We start from the raw sequence: 16,389 nt of genomic DNA, 5'->3' as shown, positions 1-16,389 counted from the left end.
GCGGAGGCCGAGATGCCACATCCCCTTGACCCCCTGACCCTGCATGGCGACGCGTCCCATGCCCCCGACGGTGGACCGCAGGGCCACGCCCGTGACCATGGCCCCTGCGACCTCGAGTCCTGCCTGGATTTGCTCGAGGAACCTGCGCTGCTGCTGGACCTGTCCGGCGCTGCACCACCCTGGACATCGGCGGCTTGGCGGGCGGCCTGCCCCGCACTGGCGCAGCCCACCGACCTGGACGCGCTGGACGCGGCCCTGCCCGGCCTGGGCGCCGCACTCGCGACGCTGTCTCCGCGCTCAACCGCCGCCGGGTTCGATCTGCCGCTCGGCCCCGATGCCGCCTGGGAGGCGCGCGCCCGCTTCTGTTCCGATGGCCGGCTCCTGCTGCGGTTGCGCGATCGCCGCGAGCGGGTCGAGACGCTGAGGCGGCAGCTGGACGATCGGGAGCAGCTGCTGTTCACCTCGCGTGTGATCTCCGTCGGCGAGATGGCCACCACCCTGGCCCATGAGCTGAACCAGCCGATCGGCGCAGCCAGCAACCTGCTGCGCGGACTGCGCATGCGGCTGGGCCGGCGCAGCGGCACGGCCGCGCTGGCGCCGCGGGAGTCAGCCGCGCTGGATCAAGCGCTGGAACAGCTGATGTTTGCCGCCCGCGTCATTGCCCGGGTACGGGAGTTCACCCACTCCCGCCAGCCGCGTCAGCAGCGCGTCGACATCGCTGCGCTGGCGCGGGAATCGGCGGCCTTGCTCGACTGGGATCTGCAGCGCAGCGGGGTGCGCCTCGAACTGGATCTGCCGGCCTCGACTCCCGCCCCGGCAAGCGGCGCGGCAGCGTCCCTCCCGGACACGGCGCCGCCGGCCACCACGGCCCCCATCACGACCCGCGGCGATCCGACCATGCTGCAGCAGGTGCTGGTCAACCTGATGCGTAATGCCTTGGATGCGCTGCGCGAGGCGCCGCCGGAGCGACCGCTGCTGACGCTGTCCCTGCGCCGGGACGACGCAGGCACGGCCACGCTGACGGTGCGAGACAACGGCGCCGGCCTCTCCGAAGGGGCCGAGAGCCGACTGTTCGTGCCCTTCAATTCGACCAAGCCAACCGGCATGGGCGTGGGGCTGACCATCTGCCGCTCCTTCGTCGAACTGCATCAAGGCCGGCTCTGGTTCAGTCGCAATGCCGATCGCGGCTGCAGCTTCCACGTCGAGCTGCCCACCTGCACCGCCGCCTCCACCGCCACCGACGTGACACCGTCCATCGTCGCCAACGCGGCGCCCACCGTCGCGAAGGCCCTTACGACCGGAGCTTTCACCCCATGAACCCCCTTGCCGCGTCCGCCACCCCACAGGTGTATCTGGTCGACGACAACGCCGACTTCCGGGCCTCCGCCGAGTTCTGGCTCGATGCCGCGGGCTATGCCGTGCGCTCGCTCGGAGACCCCCACCAGGCACTGGAGGCGCTGTCGGCCCATCCCGCCGGCCGGTTGGGCTGTGTGCTCATGGATGTCCGGATGCCCGACATCTCCGGCCTGGACCTGCATGACCGCATGCAGGCCGAGGGGCTGCGGCTGCCGGTGATCTACATGAGCGGCCATGCCGATGTCGCCCTGGCGGTGCGGGCGATGCGCAAGGGCGCGGTGAGCTTCCTGGAGAAGCCGCTGGATGAGAGCGCCCTGCTGGAAGCGCTGCAGGCGGCCCTGTCGCCGACCGCCCAGGCGGCTGCCAGCGCCGTGCCGACCGAGTCGGCCGAGCTGCCGCCGGACCTCCAGGCCGCGCGCGAGGAGTTCCTGCGCCGCGAGTCCTCGCTGGCACCCCGCGAGCGGGAGGTGCTCGCCCTGGTCATCCAGGGCATCTACAACAAGAACATTGCCGACCGCATGAACCTGTCGGTCAAGACCATCGAGCTCTACCGTGCGCGCGGCATGACCAAGATGGGGGCGAAGTCAGTGGCGGACCTGACCCGAATGATGGTCAGCCGGCAGGCATGACGGCGACCGACCGCCAGCCCCCCGCCGCCGAGACGATGCCAGCGCCCCTCATGCGATGGTCGGCGCGAGTGGACGACACGAGCCTCGTGCTGGCGCTGGGCGGGCCCGCGACCGATGCACTGTCGGCGGCCATCGCGCTGCAGGCGTCGGCCGACTGGCTGGACGGCATCGACGACTGGCTGGCGCCCACGCATGGCGTGGACTGGCAGCCGGCTGACACGCCACCGGAGGGTCCGCGCCTGTGGGGCCGCGTTGTCGACGCCAACGGCGCCACCGTGCGCGCCATCGGCCTCCCGCTGCCGCTGCTGCGCCGTGTGGAGCCGCCGCCCGCGGCCCTCGGGCTGCAGTGGCCAGGCGTCGAGGCGGTGCTCATGCTTGCCATGCAAGCGCCGCCGCCGGAAGGGATGGACGGCCTGGTCGAGGGCAGCGTGCTGCTGTTGGAAGACAGCTTCCGGCCGCAATGGCCGATTGCCTTGCGCCTGGCCAGCGCGGGCGACCACGCCGATGAAGGGGTTGCGCTGTGCTGCGATGGCGCGCAGGCCTGGCCGGCCCCGCTGGCGCTGCCGCGGAGCGCCGATGATGGCGGGCCCCATTTGCAGCTGACGATGCGGCTTCCCGACACCGTGCCGCTGCCCCTGCTGGCCGGATGGCGGACATCGCCGCCCGGCCGCCTGCGGCTCGCCCGGTCGGCCGAGCTCCAACTCGTCGACACGGACGAAGCCGGCCGTCCGAAGATCAGACCGCTCGCGCGCGGCGAGCTCATCCCCTGGGGTCGTGGCCACGCGCTACGGGTCGGCCAGAGACTTCCGTCCGTTTCGGCAGCTGGGCGGACCGCCACGCCGCCTGGCGCCTCCTGAGTCGCACGCCTGCCATGGATCTCTCCACCTTCTCCCCGGCCTCGGCGCTGCTGACGGTCATCTTCCTGGCTCTGGCCCCGTTCGTGGCGGTGATGGTGACGTCCTTCACCAAGCTGGTGGTCGTCTTCGGCCTGCTGCGTAATGCGCTCGCACTGCAGCAGACGCCACCCAACATCGTGCTCAATGGCCTGGCGCTGGTACTGAGTCTGTACGTGATGTACCCCGTTGGCGTGCAGATGCAGCAGCGCTTGGGCGACCGGCCGCTCGGCAGTGACACCAAGGCCATGCTGGCCGCGGTTGATCAGGCCAAGGAACCGCTGCGCGATTTTCTTGTCAGGCATACCCGGCCGATGGAGCGGGCCTTCTTCCTCAAGACCGCCCGCAATGCGCTGGACCCGGCCTCCGCCCAGGCCCTGACCGACCGCGACTTCATCGTCGTGGTGCCCGCCTTCACCGTCAGCGAGCTGTCGGTGGCCTTCGAGATCGGCTTCCTGATCTTCCTGCCCTTCCTGGTGATCGACCTGGTCATCGCCAACATCCTCATGGCCATGGGCATGCAGATGCTTTCGCCCACCACCGTGTCCCTTCCCTTCAAGCTGCTTCTGTTCGTGCTCATCGACGGCTGGGTGAAGCTGGTCCACGGCCTGGTGCTGACCTACCACTGAGACATCGCGATGACGAACAGCCCGCCCTTCTTCCGGAGCCCCCCATGCGCGCCGAAGTGATCCAGCTCACCCAGCAGGCGCTGTGGTATGTGCTGCTGCTGTCGGCCCCGCCCATCATCCTGGCCGCCGTGGTCGGGCTGCTGGTGGCCTTCGTGCAGGCGGCCACCCAGTTGCAGGAGCAGACGCTGCCCTACCTGCTGAAGTTCGTCGCCATCGTCCTGACGCTGTTCGTCACCGCCTCGCTGCTGGGCGGTGGTCTCTATCAGTTCGCCGACCGCGTGTTCAGCGACTTTGCCAGCCTGGTCAGCCGGCCGCGCTAGCCCATGACCGGCGGTGACTTCCTCGGCCAGTTGAGCCTCACCCAATCGCTGTTGCTGTGGGGCCTCTGTGCCGCACGGGTGATGGGCGCCTTCCTGCTGATCCCGCTGTTCACGCAGGAAGTGGTGCCCGCCCTGGTGCGCAATGCCGTCTTCATGAGCCTGGCCGCGCTGGCGCTCGCGCTGCAGGGACCCGCGCTGGCGCAAGGCGGCCTGCCTTGGGGCGATGCCTGGGGACTGGTGCTTCGCTTCGGGCGGGAAATCTTCATCGGCGTGGCGATCGGCTTCTTCTGGGGCGTGATGCTGTGGGCCTTCGAGGCGGCGGGCCAGATCATCGACACCAAGGTTGGCGCCACGATGGCGCAAATCGTCGACCCGTTGGGCGGTCACCAGACCTCGCTGACCGGTGCCTTGCTGTCACGGCTGGCGGGCTGGGTCTTCATGAGCGCCGGCGGTTTCATGCTGATGGTCGGCACGCTGCTGGACAGCTATGCGCTATGGCCGGTGAACACGCCGTCGCTGACCTTGGTTCCGCGCAGCGCCCTGCTCTTCGAGACCGCCTTCGGCCAACTGATGACGCTGGCCCTGGTGGTGGCGGCGCCGGCCATGCTCCTGGCCTGGGTGATGGACCTGTCGCTGGGGCTGGTCAATCGCTTCGCACCGCAACTGAACCTGCAAAGCATCGCCAGTTCGCTCAAGATCGTGGCCGTGCTGTGGCTGCTCTGGGCGCAACTGGCCTTCCTCGCCCGCGTGCTGGCCGACCACCTGCTCGAACAACCGGAAAGCCTCAGGCTGCTGCTGCCCAAGCTGTTCCAGGCGTAGGCCGGCCGGTGCCGCGAATGGGCGTGGCCTCCGAAGACGACCGGCCAACAGCGCCTCCAATCGACGTGGAAGCACCGTCGGTAGAATCGGTCCATGGAATATCCCGGCAATCTCTTTGTGGTGGCCGCCCCGAGCGGGGCCGGCAAGTCCAGTCTGGTCAAGGCTCTGCTGGAACTGGACGCCAAGCTCGCCGTTTCGGTCTCCCACACCTCGCGCGCACCGCGCGGCCAGGAGCAGCATGGCCGCGAGTACCTGTTCATCTCGCCGGAGGAATTCCGCGCGATGGTGGATCGCGGCGAGTTCTTCGAGTGGGCCGAGGTGCATGGCAATCTCTATGGCACCTCGCGCGCGGCGATCGAGCAGCGCATCGCCCAGGGCGAGGACGTGGTGCTGGAGATCGACTACCAGGGGGCGCTGCAGATCAAGCAGTTGTTCCCCCATGCGGTGCTGATTTTCATCCTGCCGCCCGGCTGGGAGGAGCTGAAGCAGCGCCTGATCCGCCGCGGCGACACCGAACCGGCGGTGATCGCGCAGCGCATGGAGAACGCGCGCCATGAGGTCGCGCAGGCGCGGCATTTCGATTTCGTCGTGATCAATGCCCTGTTCGAGACCGCCCTCTTCGACCTGAAGGCCATCGTCCACGCACAGCGGCTAAAATACGTGGCTCAGCGCCGCAACCGCTCGGCGGTCTTTCGCGCGCTGGATCTCATCGAAGACTGAACCTGACTGGAAACCACATGGCCCGCATCACCGTCGAAGACTGCCTGACCAAGATCCCGAACCGCTTCCAGCTGGTGCTCGCCGCGACCTACCGTGCCCGCATGCTGAGCCAGGGCCACAGTGCCAAGCTGGAAAGCAAGAACAAGCCCGGCGTGACCGCGCTGCGCGAAGTGGCCGCTGGCGAAGTCGGTGTGGAGATGCTGCGCCGCGTTCCGGTCTGAGCCTGCGCCGTGATCGGAGCGCGCGGCAGGTTGCTGCCGCCGGCGCCGGTCCGCGAAGCGTCATGACACGGGTGCCTCGGGCACCCGTTTTCGTTGCAGCCCGCCGCCGGCACCAAGTCCCGCTCGCCGAGCAGGCCCCGGGCATGCGGTAAATTCGGGCCATGGGTCTCCGCTCGTTCGCCGCTGCTCGCCTGCCCGTTTTCGGGGGCTTCAACCACGCCAAGGCCGCGCCCGCGCCGGTCGAGGCCTCTTCGTTCGACACGCTGGTCCAGCGTCTGGGCTATCTGCCCAAGGGCGACCTCAAGCGCATCCGCGAGGCCTACAAGTTCGCCGATGAGGCCCATCTGGGCCAGTTCCGCGCCAGCGGCGAACCCTACATCACCCATCCCATCGCCGTCGCCGGCATCTGCGCCGAATGGCGGCTGGACGCGCAGGCCATCATGGCCGCGCTGATGCACGACGCGATGGAGGATTGCGGCGTCACCAAGACCGAGCTGATCGAACGCTTCGAGGCCCCCACCGCCGAACTGGTGGACGGCCTCACCAAACTGGACAAGCTGCAGTTCTCCACCCGCGAGGAGTCTCAGGCGGAGAGCTTCCGCAAGATGCTGCTGGCGATGGCGCGCGATGTGCGCGTCATCCTGATCAAGCTGGCCGACCGGCTGCACAACATGCGCACCATGCAGTCCATGACGCCGGACCGCAGCCGCCGCATCGCCCGCGAGACCCTCGACATCTATGCGCCCATCGCGCATCGACTCGGTCTGAACGAGATCTACCGCGAGCTGCAGGAACTCTCGTTCCGCTACATCCATCCCTGGCGTCATGCGGCCCTGGACAAGGCAGTGAACAAGGCCCGCGGCCACCGCCGCGACCTCGTCGCGCGCATCGAGCATGACGTCGCCCGCGCCTTTGCCGAGGCCGGACTGAAGGTGGAGATCCAGGGCCGCGAGAAGACCCTGTTCTCCATTTACAAGAAGATGAAGGAGAAGCATCTCAGCTTCGCCAAGGTCAGCGACATCTTCGGCTTTCGCGTGGTCGTGCAGGACCTGCCGCATTGCTACATGGCCCTGGGGGTGCTGCACCAGCTCTACAAGCCGCAGCCGGGCCGCTTCAAGGACTACATCGCCATCCCCAAGCCCAACGGCTATCAGTCGCTGCACACCACGCTGGTCAGCCCGCTGGGCACGCCGGTGGAATTCCAGATGCGCACCGCCGCGATGCACATGGTGGCCGAAAAGGGCGTGGCCGCGCACTGGCTGTACAAGTCCAAGGGCGAAGGCCAGTCGGCCCAGCAGCTGGGCTCGCGCTGGCTGCAGTCGCTGCTGGACATCCAGGACGAAACCCGCGACGCCAGCGAGTTCCTGGAGCATGTGAAGATCGACCTCTTCCCCGATGCGGTCTATGTTTTCACGCCCAAGTCCCGCATCATGGCGCTGCCCAAGGGGGCGACGCCGGTGGACTTCGCTTACGCGATCCACTCCGACGTCGGCGACCACTGCGTGGCCGCCAAGGTCAACGGCGAACCGGTGCCGCTGCGCACCGAGCTGCGCAGCGGCGATGTGATCGAAATCGTCACCGCCACCGGCGCCAGCCCCAACCCGGCCTGGCTGTCTTTTGTTCGCACCGGTCGGGCGCGCTCCAAGATCCGTCACTTCCTGAAGAACCTGGAGCAGGAAGAAAGCCGCGACCTCGGCTACAAGATGCTGGCCCAGGCGCTGCGCGCCGAAGGCCTCGCCCTGCCCAGCCTGGCCTCCGACGACGAGGCCGCCGCCCAGCTGTGGCACGAGTTGGCCCGCTGGGCCGGTAACCGCCATGTCGACGAGCTGCTGGTGGAGGTCGGGCTGGGCCGCAAGATCGCCAGCATCGTCGCGAAAAAGCTCGCACGCATGCTCGCCGAGCAGGGGCAGCGGCCGGACGCGGTGCTCCTGAGCATGGGCCGCTTTGCCGCCGACGATGCACCGGCCCAGGGTCAGGTCTTGCTGGATGGTTCCGAGGCCGCCTCGGTACGGCTGGCGCATTGCTGCCGCCCGATTCCGGGCGACGACATCAAGGGCTATCTGGGTCGCGGCGAGGGTCTGGTGGTGCACACCGCGGAATGCGCCGTGGGCCGCCGCCTATTCCAGCGCGACAGCGAACACTGGATCGCCGTGGCCTGGGCCGAAGAACTCACCCGCCCTTTCGAGGCCGCGGTGGGCGTGCTGATGCGCAATGGCAAGGGCGTGCTGGCGCAGATCGCGATGGCGGTCAGCAGCGCCGAGGCCGACATCACCCACATCGCGATGAGCGACGAGAGCCAGCTGCGCGAAACCGCCGAGATGCAGATCCTGGTCAGCGTGCGCGACCGCCTGCATCTGGCCGACGTGCTGCGCACGATCAAGCGTTCGCCGGCCGTGCTGCGCGTCTGGCGCGTCAAGCCCTGAGCCCAAGCCTGCGCCCTCGGCACGCCGCCGCGGGCCGGCGTCGCGCGTTGCTCAGGCCCCTGGCTCGCCGGGGGCGGGGTAGACCACCTCCAGCACCTCGATCTGCTCGACGCCACCCGGCGTCAGCAGCTGCAACTCGTCGCCTTCGCGGGCCTTCAGCAGCGTGCGCGCGATGGGCGACACCCAGCTGACCTCGCCCTGCAGGCTATCCGCCTCGTCGATGCCCTTGATCGTGATGGTCCGCTCTTCGCCGCGGCCATTGGCATAGGTCACCGTGGCGCCGAAGAAGATCTGGTCGCTGCCATGGTGGGCGCTAGGGTCCACGACCTCGGCGATGTCCAGCCGCTTGGTCAGAAAGCGCAGCCGGCGGTCGATCTCGCGCAGGCGCTTCTTGCCATACAGATAGTCGCCGTTCTCCGAGCGGTCGCCATTCTTCGCCGCCCAGGACACGGTTTCGACGATCTTGGGTCGTTCGACGTCCAGCAACTGCATGAACTCTGCCCGCAAGCGCGCATAGCCGGCGGGCGTCATGTAGTTGCGCGTGCCCTGAGGCAGCGCCGGCAGCGCGGGGCCGTCGTCCTCGTCGTCTTGTTCGCTTTCCTTGGTGAATGCCTTGCTCAATGCAGCAACCTCCTGTGTCGTGCCGGCGACCCGTCACGGGCGCCGCCTGCGCTATTGTGTGCGCGCGGCAGCAACACCCCAAGGAGAGTGCGGATGAACCCAGGCCCGCTGCAAGGGACGCGCGTGATCGAGTTCGCCGGCATCGGCCCCTGCCCCTTCGCGGGCCTGGTGCTGGCGGATCTGGGCGCCGAGGTGATCGTGGTCGAACGCCCGGGCGATACACGCCTGGGTGGTGGCCGCGTGATGAACAGGGGCAAGCGCTCGGTGCTGCTGGACCTCAAATCGGCGGCCGGCCGCGAGGCCGCGCGCCGGCTGGCGCTGGGCGCCGACGCGCTGATCGAAGGCTTCCGTCCCGGCGTGATGGAACGCCTGGGGCTGGGCCCCCAGCCCCTGCTGGAGGCCAAGCCCTCGCTGGTCTACGCCCGCGTCACCGGCTGGGGGCAGGACGGGCCGCTGGCCCAGGCGGCCGGCCACGACATCAATTACGTGGCGCTCACCGGACTGGCGACGACCGCGGCCCGGGCCGGACAGCCCCCCGCGCTACCCGCCACGCTGCTGGGCGACATGGCCGGAGGCGCAATGAGCGCCGTTGTCGGAGTGCTCGCCGCGCTGCTGGAAGCGCGCGGCAGCGGCCGCGGCCAGGTGATCGACGCGGCCATGGTGGATGGGGTGGGCTATCTGGGTAGCCTGGTGCATGCGCTGCGCGCGCAGCGGCTGTGGAGCGACGACCCGCGCCGCAATTTCTTCCTGCACCAGTCGCCGTTCTACGACAGCTTCGCCTGCGCGGACGGCCGCCATCTGAGCCTGGGGGCCATCGAGCCGCCCTTCTATGAGGAACTGCTGCGCCGCCTGGGGCTGGACGATGAACCGGTGGAGCGCCAGATGGACAGCGCGAACTGGCCCGCGCTGCGCGCGCGCGTTGCGGCGCGGCTGCGCGAGAAAACGCGCGATGAATGGTGCGCGCTGCTGGAGGGTAGCGAGGCCTGCATCGCCCCGGTCCTGGATCTGGAGGAGGCCGCGAACCACCCGCATCAGCGGGCCCGCGGCAATTTCATGGAGACCGACCAGGGACGCTATCCACGGCCAGCGCCGCGCTTTTCGGCCCATCCGCCCGGGAATGCGGCGCCGGCCCCGCAAGCGGGGCAGGACACGCGGGCGCTGATCGAATCGCTGGGCCTGCCCGAGGATCAACAGGCGGAGATCCTCGGCAGCGCCGGTCTGCTGCGCTGATCAGACAGGGGAGCCGGGTGCCCGGCTCCCGGTACGGGCTCAGCGCTTGAAGCCGCCCTTGCGCGGCGCGTCGCCGAAACCGGGACGCGACTTGCCCGGGCCGCGGCGCTCGAAGTCCTGGCCACCACGGTTGCCCTCGCCTCGCGGCGCGAAGGAGCGACCTTCCGGACGCTGGTCGAAGGAGTTGCGGCGCTCGCCGCCGAAGGCCGGCTTGCCAGCAAAACCGCCACGCTCACCACGATCGAACTGCGGACGGTCGCCGCCGCGCTCGAACTGGGGACGCTCGGCACGCTCGAAACGCGGACGATCGCCGAAATGGCCGCGCGGAGCGCCCTGGTCGCGCTGGAATCCACGCTCCGGGGCGCGCTCGCCAAAACCGCGCGGACCGCCCTCGCGGCCTTCGAAGCGCGGCTTGTTGAAGCGGCCTTCGGGACGGGCGTCGAAGCGCTGCTGCTCCTGGCGGGGCTCGAAGCGGCCCTCGCCCTGCGGACGGCCGCGGCCTTCGCCACGCGGGGCGTCGAAGCGGCGCTCCTCGCGCGGGCCATCGAAGCGCGGATCATGGCGACGGTCGCCCCGCGCGTCCGGACGCGGACCACGCCAGCCACCCTCCTGCCCGAAACCACTCGCGCGATCACCGAAGCGGCCGCCACGGCCACCACGATCACCGGCGGGCCGCGGCGGGAAGATGCGCGGCTCTTCCATGCGCGGCTCCAGGCCGTCGATGCGCGCCACCGGAATGGGCTGGGTGGTGAACTGCTGGATGCGCTTGATCATCATCAGATCCTGGCGCTCCGCCAGCGTGATCGCCAGGCCGGAGCGGCCGGCACGGCCGGTGCGGCCGATGCGGTGCACGTAATCCTCGGCCTTCATCGGCAGGCCGAAGTTCACCACGTGCGAGATCGTGGGCACGTCGATGCCGCGCGCGGCCACGTCGGTGGCCACCAGCACGCGCAGGTCGCGGCGGCGCAGCGCCATCAGCGTGCGGTTGCGCTTGCCCTGCGGCATGCCGCCGTGCAGCGGCGCGACACGGTGGCCGATCTCGGCCAGTTGGCCGGCCAGCCATTCGGCGTCCTGCTGGGTGCTGGTGAACACCACGGCCTGGTCCAGCTCGCGCGCCGCCAGGATGTGCTCCAGCAGCTTGCGCTTGTGCATGCCGTTGTCGGCCCAGTGCAGGCGCTGCTCGATGTTCTCGTGGGTCTCGGTATGGCCGCTGACGTCGATGCGCTGCGGCTCCTTCATCAGCTGCGCCGCCAGGCGGCCGGTGTTGCCGGCGAAGGTGGCGCTGTACATCAGGGTCTGACGCTGCTCGGGCAGATGCTGGGCGACGAACTCAATGTCCTCGATGAAGCCCATGTCCAGCATGCGGTCGGCCTCGTCCAGCACGAACATGCTGACGTTGGCCAGCGTGCACTTGCCGCTGGTGATGTGGTCCATCAGACGGCCGGGGGTTGCGATCAGGATGTCCAGCGGACCCGACAGCATGCGGATCTGCTGCGCATAGGGCATGCCGCCCAACACGGTGGCGACGCGCAGACCCTGGATGTGGCGGCCATAGGTCTGGGCCGACTTGGCCACCTGCATGGCCAGCTCGCGCGTCGGCGCCAGCACCAGCACGCGCGGCCCCTGGACACGGCCCTTGCCGCCATCGCGGCGCTTGCCGTCGCCGCGCGCCAGCAGCACCTGCTGCAGCGCTGGCAGGATGAAGGACGCGGTCTTGCCCGACCCGGTGCGCGAGGACACCATCAGGTCGGCACCTTCCAGCGCGGGCGGAATCGCGCGCCCCTGCACCTCGGTGGCCTGCTCATAGCCGGCGTCCTTCACGGCGCGCAGCAGCGACTCGTGCAGGCCCAGCGTGGCAAAGGCCGGCGTGCGCGGGTCCACAGCGGTGTCGGGCGTCTCGGAAGCCTCTTGCGGGGCGGCGTCGGCGGGGATCTCGTGATCAAAACTCATGGTCATTCCAAACAAAGCCCTGCCCGGCTGCGGCATGAAAAAGGCAGCAAGGGCAGTCCCCTGCCCTGGTTGCGTCCAGGCAGGGACTCAGTGATGTCGCTGGCAGAAAGCTCGCGTCGTACACCAGGGCATCGATGAAGCGCCAATGAAGTGCGCTGGGCCTGGTGCGGCGCCGGGGAACAGTCAAAGCGACGGCATCGCCGCCGACCGAACCCGAGGGCTTGCAGCGCGTGGCGCGAAGAGGCTCAAGGCCCGATCTGCCGAAGGCACCTCAGGGGTGCCGCCACGGATTGCAATAGGTCAGAGGAGACGTACGAAACACCATCTCTTGGACGGTGTAGACCGCGATCATAGCAGGCTCCCGGGTTTTTACCTAGCAATTTGACCGGATTTGTTTTGGTATCAAGGCGGATCTAGACTGGTATCAATAGCAGAACAGGCCATCGCAGGCCAGAGAGGGAGGATCATGGACCGCCGGGCCTTTCTGACCCACGGTGCCGCGCTCGCGGCAACCGGATGGCTGAGCGCCTGCGGCGGCGGTGCGCCGGCCCCGTCGGCGCCGCCGCCCGCACCGCCGCCCGATCCAAGCGGGGTGGATTGGTCGCCGTTGACGAGCCGCATCCAGGGCCGGCTGCTGCGGCCCGGCGATGACGACTACGACAATTTCCGCCGCGCCGCCAATGCCCGCTACGACGCGCAACGGCCGCTGGCCGTGCTGCGCTGCGGGGGCGAAGCCGATGTGGCGCTGGCGCTGGATTTCGCCCGCATCCATCGCCTGCGGCCCATTCCGCGCAGCGGCGGCCACAGCTATGTGGGCGCCTCCACCGGTGACGGACTGGTGATCGACCTCGGGCCGCTGGACACGCTGCGGCTGGACGGCGAGGTCGCGGTGATAGGCGCTGGCGCCAAACTCAGCGATGTCTATGCGCAGCTGATCGCGCAGGGCCGTTGCCTTCCATCCGGCAGCTGCCTCAGCGTGGGGATCGCGGGTATCACGCTGGGCGGCGGCTTTGGCGTCACCGACCGGCTCCATGGACTGAGCTGTGACGCCCTGGTGGGCGCCCGCCTGGTGCGCGCCGATGGCCAGATTCTGAGCTGCGACGCGCAGCAGGAACCCGAGCTGCTGTGGGGATTGCGGGGCGGCGGCGCGGGCCAGTTCGGCATCGTCACCGAGCTGCGCATGCAGACCCATGCACTGGGGCCGATGACGGAGTTCGAAGCGCTCTTCGCGGGCGCGGACCTGCCCGCGGTGCTGGCCGCCTGGCAGGCCTGGCCTCAGCGCATGCCGGACTGGATCTGGTCGCAGCTGGTGCTGGGTGCGGATGGACGTGGCGGCGTGGCGCTGCGCCTCTGGGGCGCGGCCGTGGCGGACGAGGCGTCGCTGCAGCCGCACTGGACCGGGCTGCTGGACCAGGTGGGCCGCGCCCCGCTGGCCCAGCGGGTCAGGGCGAGCAGCTTCCGCCAGACCTTGCTGGGCCCTTGCGAGCGCCTCAGCCTGGCCCAATGCCGCCTGCCCACGCAGGCCAGCGGCGGCGCGCTGCCGCGCACCGCGATGGCCGCCAGCTCCGACTTCTTCGACCGCCCGCTGGACGAGGCCGGCATCCGCAGCCTGGGCCAGGCGCTGGGCGAGCGCGCCGCCAGCGGCCGTGCCGGCGTCGCCGTGCTCAATCTGATGGGCGGCGCCATCGCCCGCGTCGCGCCGCAGGACAGCGCCTTTGTGCACCGGCAAGCGCTGTTCAGCGCGCAATACCTGGTGGAGTACGCGGTGGGCAGCGCCGCCGACACGCTGGACGAAGGCGCGCAATGGGCGCACGGCATGCGCCAGCGCATGTCGGCCTGGAGCAGCGGACGGGCCTACCAGAACTATCCGGACCTGCTGATCGCCGACGGCCCCGCCGCTTACTACGGCGCCAATCTGGAGCGGCTGCGCCGACTCAAGACCCGGCACGATCCGGACCTGCTGTTCAGCCCGCCACAGGGGCTGCGACCGGCCTGAGGCCGGTCGGGTTCACAGTGCATCCAGCACCGGCTCCAACCGCGCCATCAGTTCGGCGAGCTGGGCCTCGTCCAGCCAGGCCGGCATCGCATCCAGCCAGGCGGGGAAGACCTGCCCGGCGCGCTGCGCCGCATGCAGGGCTTCGTCCAGCGATGCGCGCACCAGCAGCCAGGCCACCGCCAGCCCCTGGGGCGCAGGACCGGCGGCCGTTTGGGCACGCCGCAGGGCCAGCTCGGCGCTCCACGGCAGGTCCGCATGGACCAGTGCCGCGCGAGCCTCCACCAGGGCCTGCGACGGCAGGGCTCGCAGCGCCGCGTCGCTGGCCAGCAGCAGGCCGGCCGGCGCCTGGCGCCAGGCCTGCAGCTGCGCGTCACGCTGCTCGGGCGTCGCCGCGGCGTGCAGGCGCTGCACGCCCAGGCGGCGGATCTGCGGCGATTGCGACAGGCTGTCCAGCAGGGTCTCCGAACGCGCGCAGACCAGCAGGCGCGGCGCCACCGGCTGGACGCCCTGCAGCCAGTCCGCGCGCAGCGCCAGCAGCGCCTCGGCCTTGGCCGCCAGCACCTGGCGCGACGCCGGCTGCAGCAGGGCCAGCGCCTCCAGAAGTTGCTGCTGTTCCATGCTGTTCAGATAGCGCAGGCTGCGCCAGCGCTGCGCCAGGCCGCGCAGTTGGCGCAACGGCGTCGCCGGAGCGGCCTGCCCGGCCGGCTCCAGCCACAGCGGCTGGCCCAGTTGCGGCGGCAGCTGCTCGGCGAGTTCGCGCCGGCGGCGCGACAGCAGCACCGTCTGCAGCGCCTCGCGCTGAGACTTCTTGCTGGGCGGCTCGCCCCCCTCCTCACCCAGGGCCTGCAGGCGCGCCCAGGGGCCGCGGCGGGCAGGATCCAGCCAATCCACCCAGGCAGACAGACGCGCGTCGCCCAGCGGTTCCTGGTCGGCCAACAGCAGCAGGGCCTCGCAGGGCTGGGCACGCAGTTGCACCAGCACGTCGTCCGGCAGGGCCTGCAGCGCATCGACGATGAGCAGCCCCGGCTCGCCCAGCGCCGTCGCGCCGGGCTCCACCAGACGCAGCGATTTGGGCACCTCGCCCAGCCAGCGGTCCGCGTCGCGCAGCCAGGCGGCATGGCGCTCACGCGGCGCCACCACGCAGGCCGTCTCGACACCGAACAGCACGGCCCACAGGCGCATTGCCAGCAGCGCGGCGCCGCGCTGCCCCAGGCCCAGGTCGTCGGCCAGCAAGGCACGGCCGGCGCTGAGCGCGAACAGCGCGGCTTCCCACTGGTAGACAGGCAGTTCGTCCTTCAGCAGGGCCAGCGGCGCGGGCGGCTCGCCATGCCCCTGCGTGGGATCGGCGGGCTGGGTCATCCACTGCTCCAGCCGCTGCACACGGGCCTGCTGATCGCGCACCAGCGCCAGCTGGGCCCAGGCGCCCGGGTCCACGCGCAGCACCAGGCCCAGTTCGCGCGCCTGCGACAGCTGGGCTTGCACCCAGCCCAGGGCCTGTTCGGCCGAGACGCCTTGCGCGGCCTCGCCGGGCAGCCCATCCGACAGGGGCCAGCCCTGGCCGGCCACCCACCGCAGGCGGTGCTCGGCACCGGGGCGCAGCCACAGCTCGGCCTCGGCCGCGGGCCAGCCGGCCCGCAGGGTCTGGCGCGCTTCGTCGCTCAGCAGGGCCTGCAGCGCCGGGCCGTGCGCGCATTCGCCACCACGGCGCCACTCCTCGCAGTCGCAGCGCCAGGACGATTCGCCCAGCAGGCGCAGCTGCAGCGTGGCGCCGGTCAGCTGGTCACGCAGCTCGTAGTCGCCGAACACGCCCTCGTCCTCGCGCGGCCCCAGCACATAGCGGGGGGGCTCGGCGGGTTCCGGGGGTTCGACGGAGGCCGGCGCCTGGACGGTGGTTTCAGCGCCCGGCGCGGTCTCGTCCACCGCGGCCGCAGCGCGGCGCGATCGGCCACGCCGCGCTTTTGCGGGCGTCGCGTCGGCAGCGGCAACCGCGGCTTCGCTGGCGGGCACCACGGGGGCCGCGGCCTCCGGCGTCACGGTTTCGCTCACGGCGTCCGCGGTTGGCTCGGTGTCGGCCACGGCCGGCTTGGACGCTTCCGACTTGGGCTTGCGGCGACGCGCCCGAGCCGGCGCCTCCTCGGGCGCAGCCGGTGTCTGGGCAGCGACCACGGCCACCGGCGTCTCGACGGCGTCGGCCGGCGCGGCGGCCTGGGTCGTGCGTGCGCGGCGTGGCGGCTTGGCGGGCACTTCTTCCACGGTCGGACGGGCGGACGGCGCCTCGGCGACCGGCGCGGCCGCGCGCTTGCGCGCGGGCTTGGCCGCGGCAGCGGCCTGGGTGGTCTTGCTGGACTTGACGGCCGCAGGCGCCGGGGCTTGGGCCACCACGGCCGGCGCCGGCGCCTTGGCGCGGGGCTTCGCGCGGGCCCGGGTACCGGCCTTGCTGTCGGTCGGCGCAGCCGCCTGGAGGTCTGCCTGGGGCTCGGCCTGATTGGCGGCACCGCTCGTGGTCGCGCTCTTGCGCGCGGCGGGACGGCGCTTGGGGGAAGGAGTGTTCATCGGAAGTGGAATGGCAAACAGAGCAGACC

The 16,389-nt window shown here is 70.4% G+C and carries 14 protein-coding genes; 11 read left to right on the top strand and 3 right to left on the bottom strand.

Going from position 1 to position 16,389, the window contains the following annotated elements; all coding sequences use genetic code 11:
• The first annotated feature begins 12 nt into the window (after positions 1-12).
• The 9 genes from LZ017_RS16940 to LZ017_RS16900 all read left to right on the top strand — a co-directional run bounded on the left by LZ017_RS16940 (position 13) and on the right by LZ017_RS16900 (position 8,010).
• Entirely contained in the window at positions 13-1,317 is a 1,305-nt protein-coding gene (locus LZ017_RS16940; protein WP_241398077.1) for a sensor histidine kinase, read from the top strand.
• Positions 1,314-1,985: a response regulator transcription factor gene (locus LZ017_RS16935; protein ID WP_241398076.1), complete on the top strand. Its 672-nt coding sequence runs from the start codon at positions 1,314-1,316 to the stop codon at positions 1,983-1,985. Before LZ017_RS16940 ends, LZ017_RS16935 begins: the two co-directional genes overlap by 4 nt.
• Positions 1,982-2,842 carry a hypothetical protein gene (locus tag LZ017_RS16930; RefSeq protein ID WP_241398075.1) on the top strand — a complete coding sequence of 287 codons (861 nt, stop codon included), beginning with the start codon at positions 1,982-1,984 and terminating at the stop codon, positions 2,840-2,842. The genes LZ017_RS16935 and LZ017_RS16930 overlap by 4 nt, the downstream gene beginning before the upstream one ends.
• Before the next feature lie 14 nt (positions 2,843-2,856).
• Entirely contained in the window at positions 2,857-3,507 is a 651-nt protein-coding gene (gene sctR, locus LZ017_RS16925; RefSeq protein WP_241398074.1) for a type III secretion system export apparatus subunit SctR, read from the top strand.
• A gap of 44 nt (positions 3,508-3,551) precedes the next feature.
• On the top strand, positions 3,552-3,827 hold the full coding sequence (gene sctS / locus LZ017_RS16920; protein ID WP_241398073.1) for a type III secretion system export apparatus subunit SctS: 276 nt from the start codon (positions 3,552-3,554) through the stop codon (positions 3,825-3,827).
• A gap of 3 nt (positions 3,828-3,830) precedes the next feature.
• Entirely contained in the window at positions 3,831-4,646 is an 816-nt protein-coding gene (gene sctT / locus LZ017_RS16915) for a type III secretion system export apparatus subunit SctT (protein ID WP_241398072.1), read from the top strand.
• Positions 4,647-4,739: 93 nt separating this feature from the next.
• Positions 4,740-5,366 carry a guanylate kinase gene (gene gmk / locus LZ017_RS16910; protein WP_241398071.1) on the top strand — a complete coding sequence of 209 codons (627 nt, stop codon included), beginning with the start codon at positions 4,740-4,742 and terminating at the stop codon, positions 5,364-5,366.
• Positions 5,367-5,383: 17 nt separating this feature from the next.
• Positions 5,384-5,587 (top strand): DNA-directed RNA polymerase subunit omega, encoded by a 204-nt coding sequence (gene rpoZ / locus LZ017_RS16905; RefSeq protein ID WP_241398070.1) that lies wholly within the window; start codon positions 5,384-5,386, stop codon positions 5,585-5,587.
• A gap of 161 nt (positions 5,588-5,748) precedes the next feature.
• A complete protein-coding gene (locus LZ017_RS16900; protein ID WP_241398069.1) occupies positions 5,749-8,010 on the top strand; it encodes a bifunctional (p)ppGpp synthetase/guanosine-3',5'-bis(diphosphate) 3'-pyrophosphohydrolase in 2,262 nt (753 codons plus the stop codon).
• Positions 8,011-8,061: 51 nt separating this feature from the next.
• On the opposite strand, the gene greB is transcribed toward LZ017_RS16900, so the two are convergent.
• Positions 8,062-8,631 carry a transcription elongation factor GreB gene (greB, locus tag LZ017_RS16895; protein ID WP_241398068.1) on the bottom strand — a complete coding sequence of 190 codons (570 nt, stop codon included), beginning with the start codon at positions 8,629-8,631 and terminating at the stop codon, positions 8,062-8,064.
• Between the two features lie 93 nt (positions 8,632-8,724).
• Here greB and LZ017_RS16890 point away from each other — a divergent pair, with 93 nt between their 5' ends.
• On the top strand, positions 8,725-9,861 hold the full coding sequence (locus LZ017_RS16890; RefSeq protein WP_241398067.1) for a CaiB/BaiF CoA-transferase family protein: 1,137 nt from the start codon (positions 8,725-8,727) through the stop codon (positions 9,859-9,861).
• Between the two features lie 39 nt (positions 9,862-9,900).
• Here LZ017_RS16890 and LZ017_RS16885 read toward each other — a convergent pair whose 3' ends face one another.
• Positions 9,901-11,811, bottom strand: a complete 1,911-nt coding sequence (locus tag LZ017_RS16885; RefSeq protein ID WP_241398066.1) for a DEAD/DEAH box helicase — start codon at positions 11,809-11,811, stop codon at positions 9,901-9,903.
• A gap of 607 nt (positions 11,812-12,418) precedes the next feature.
• Here LZ017_RS16885 and LZ017_RS16880 point away from each other — a divergent pair.
• Positions 12,419-13,807 carry an FAD-binding oxidoreductase gene (locus LZ017_RS16880; protein WP_241398065.1) on the top strand — a complete coding sequence of 463 codons (1,389 nt, stop codon included), beginning with the start codon at positions 12,419-12,421 and terminating at the stop codon, positions 13,805-13,807.
• Between the two features lie 12 nt (positions 13,808-13,819).
• On the opposite strand, the gene LZ017_RS16875 is transcribed toward LZ017_RS16880, so the two are convergent.
• Positions 13,820-16,360 carry a hypothetical protein gene (locus LZ017_RS16875; protein WP_241398064.1) on the bottom strand — a complete coding sequence of 847 codons (2,541 nt, stop codon included), beginning with the start codon at positions 16,358-16,360 and terminating at the stop codon, positions 13,820-13,822.
• Positions 16,361-16,389 lie beyond the last annotated feature (29 nt).

It is taken from the genome of Pelomonas sp. CA6, from assembly GCF_022549225.1.
Taxonomy (GTDB): Bacteria; Pseudomonadota; Gammaproteobacteria; order Burkholderiales; family Burkholderiaceae_C; genus Roseateles.
Note: the sequence above shows the minus strand (reverse complement) of the source record. Positions and strands in the feature narration are given on the sequence as shown.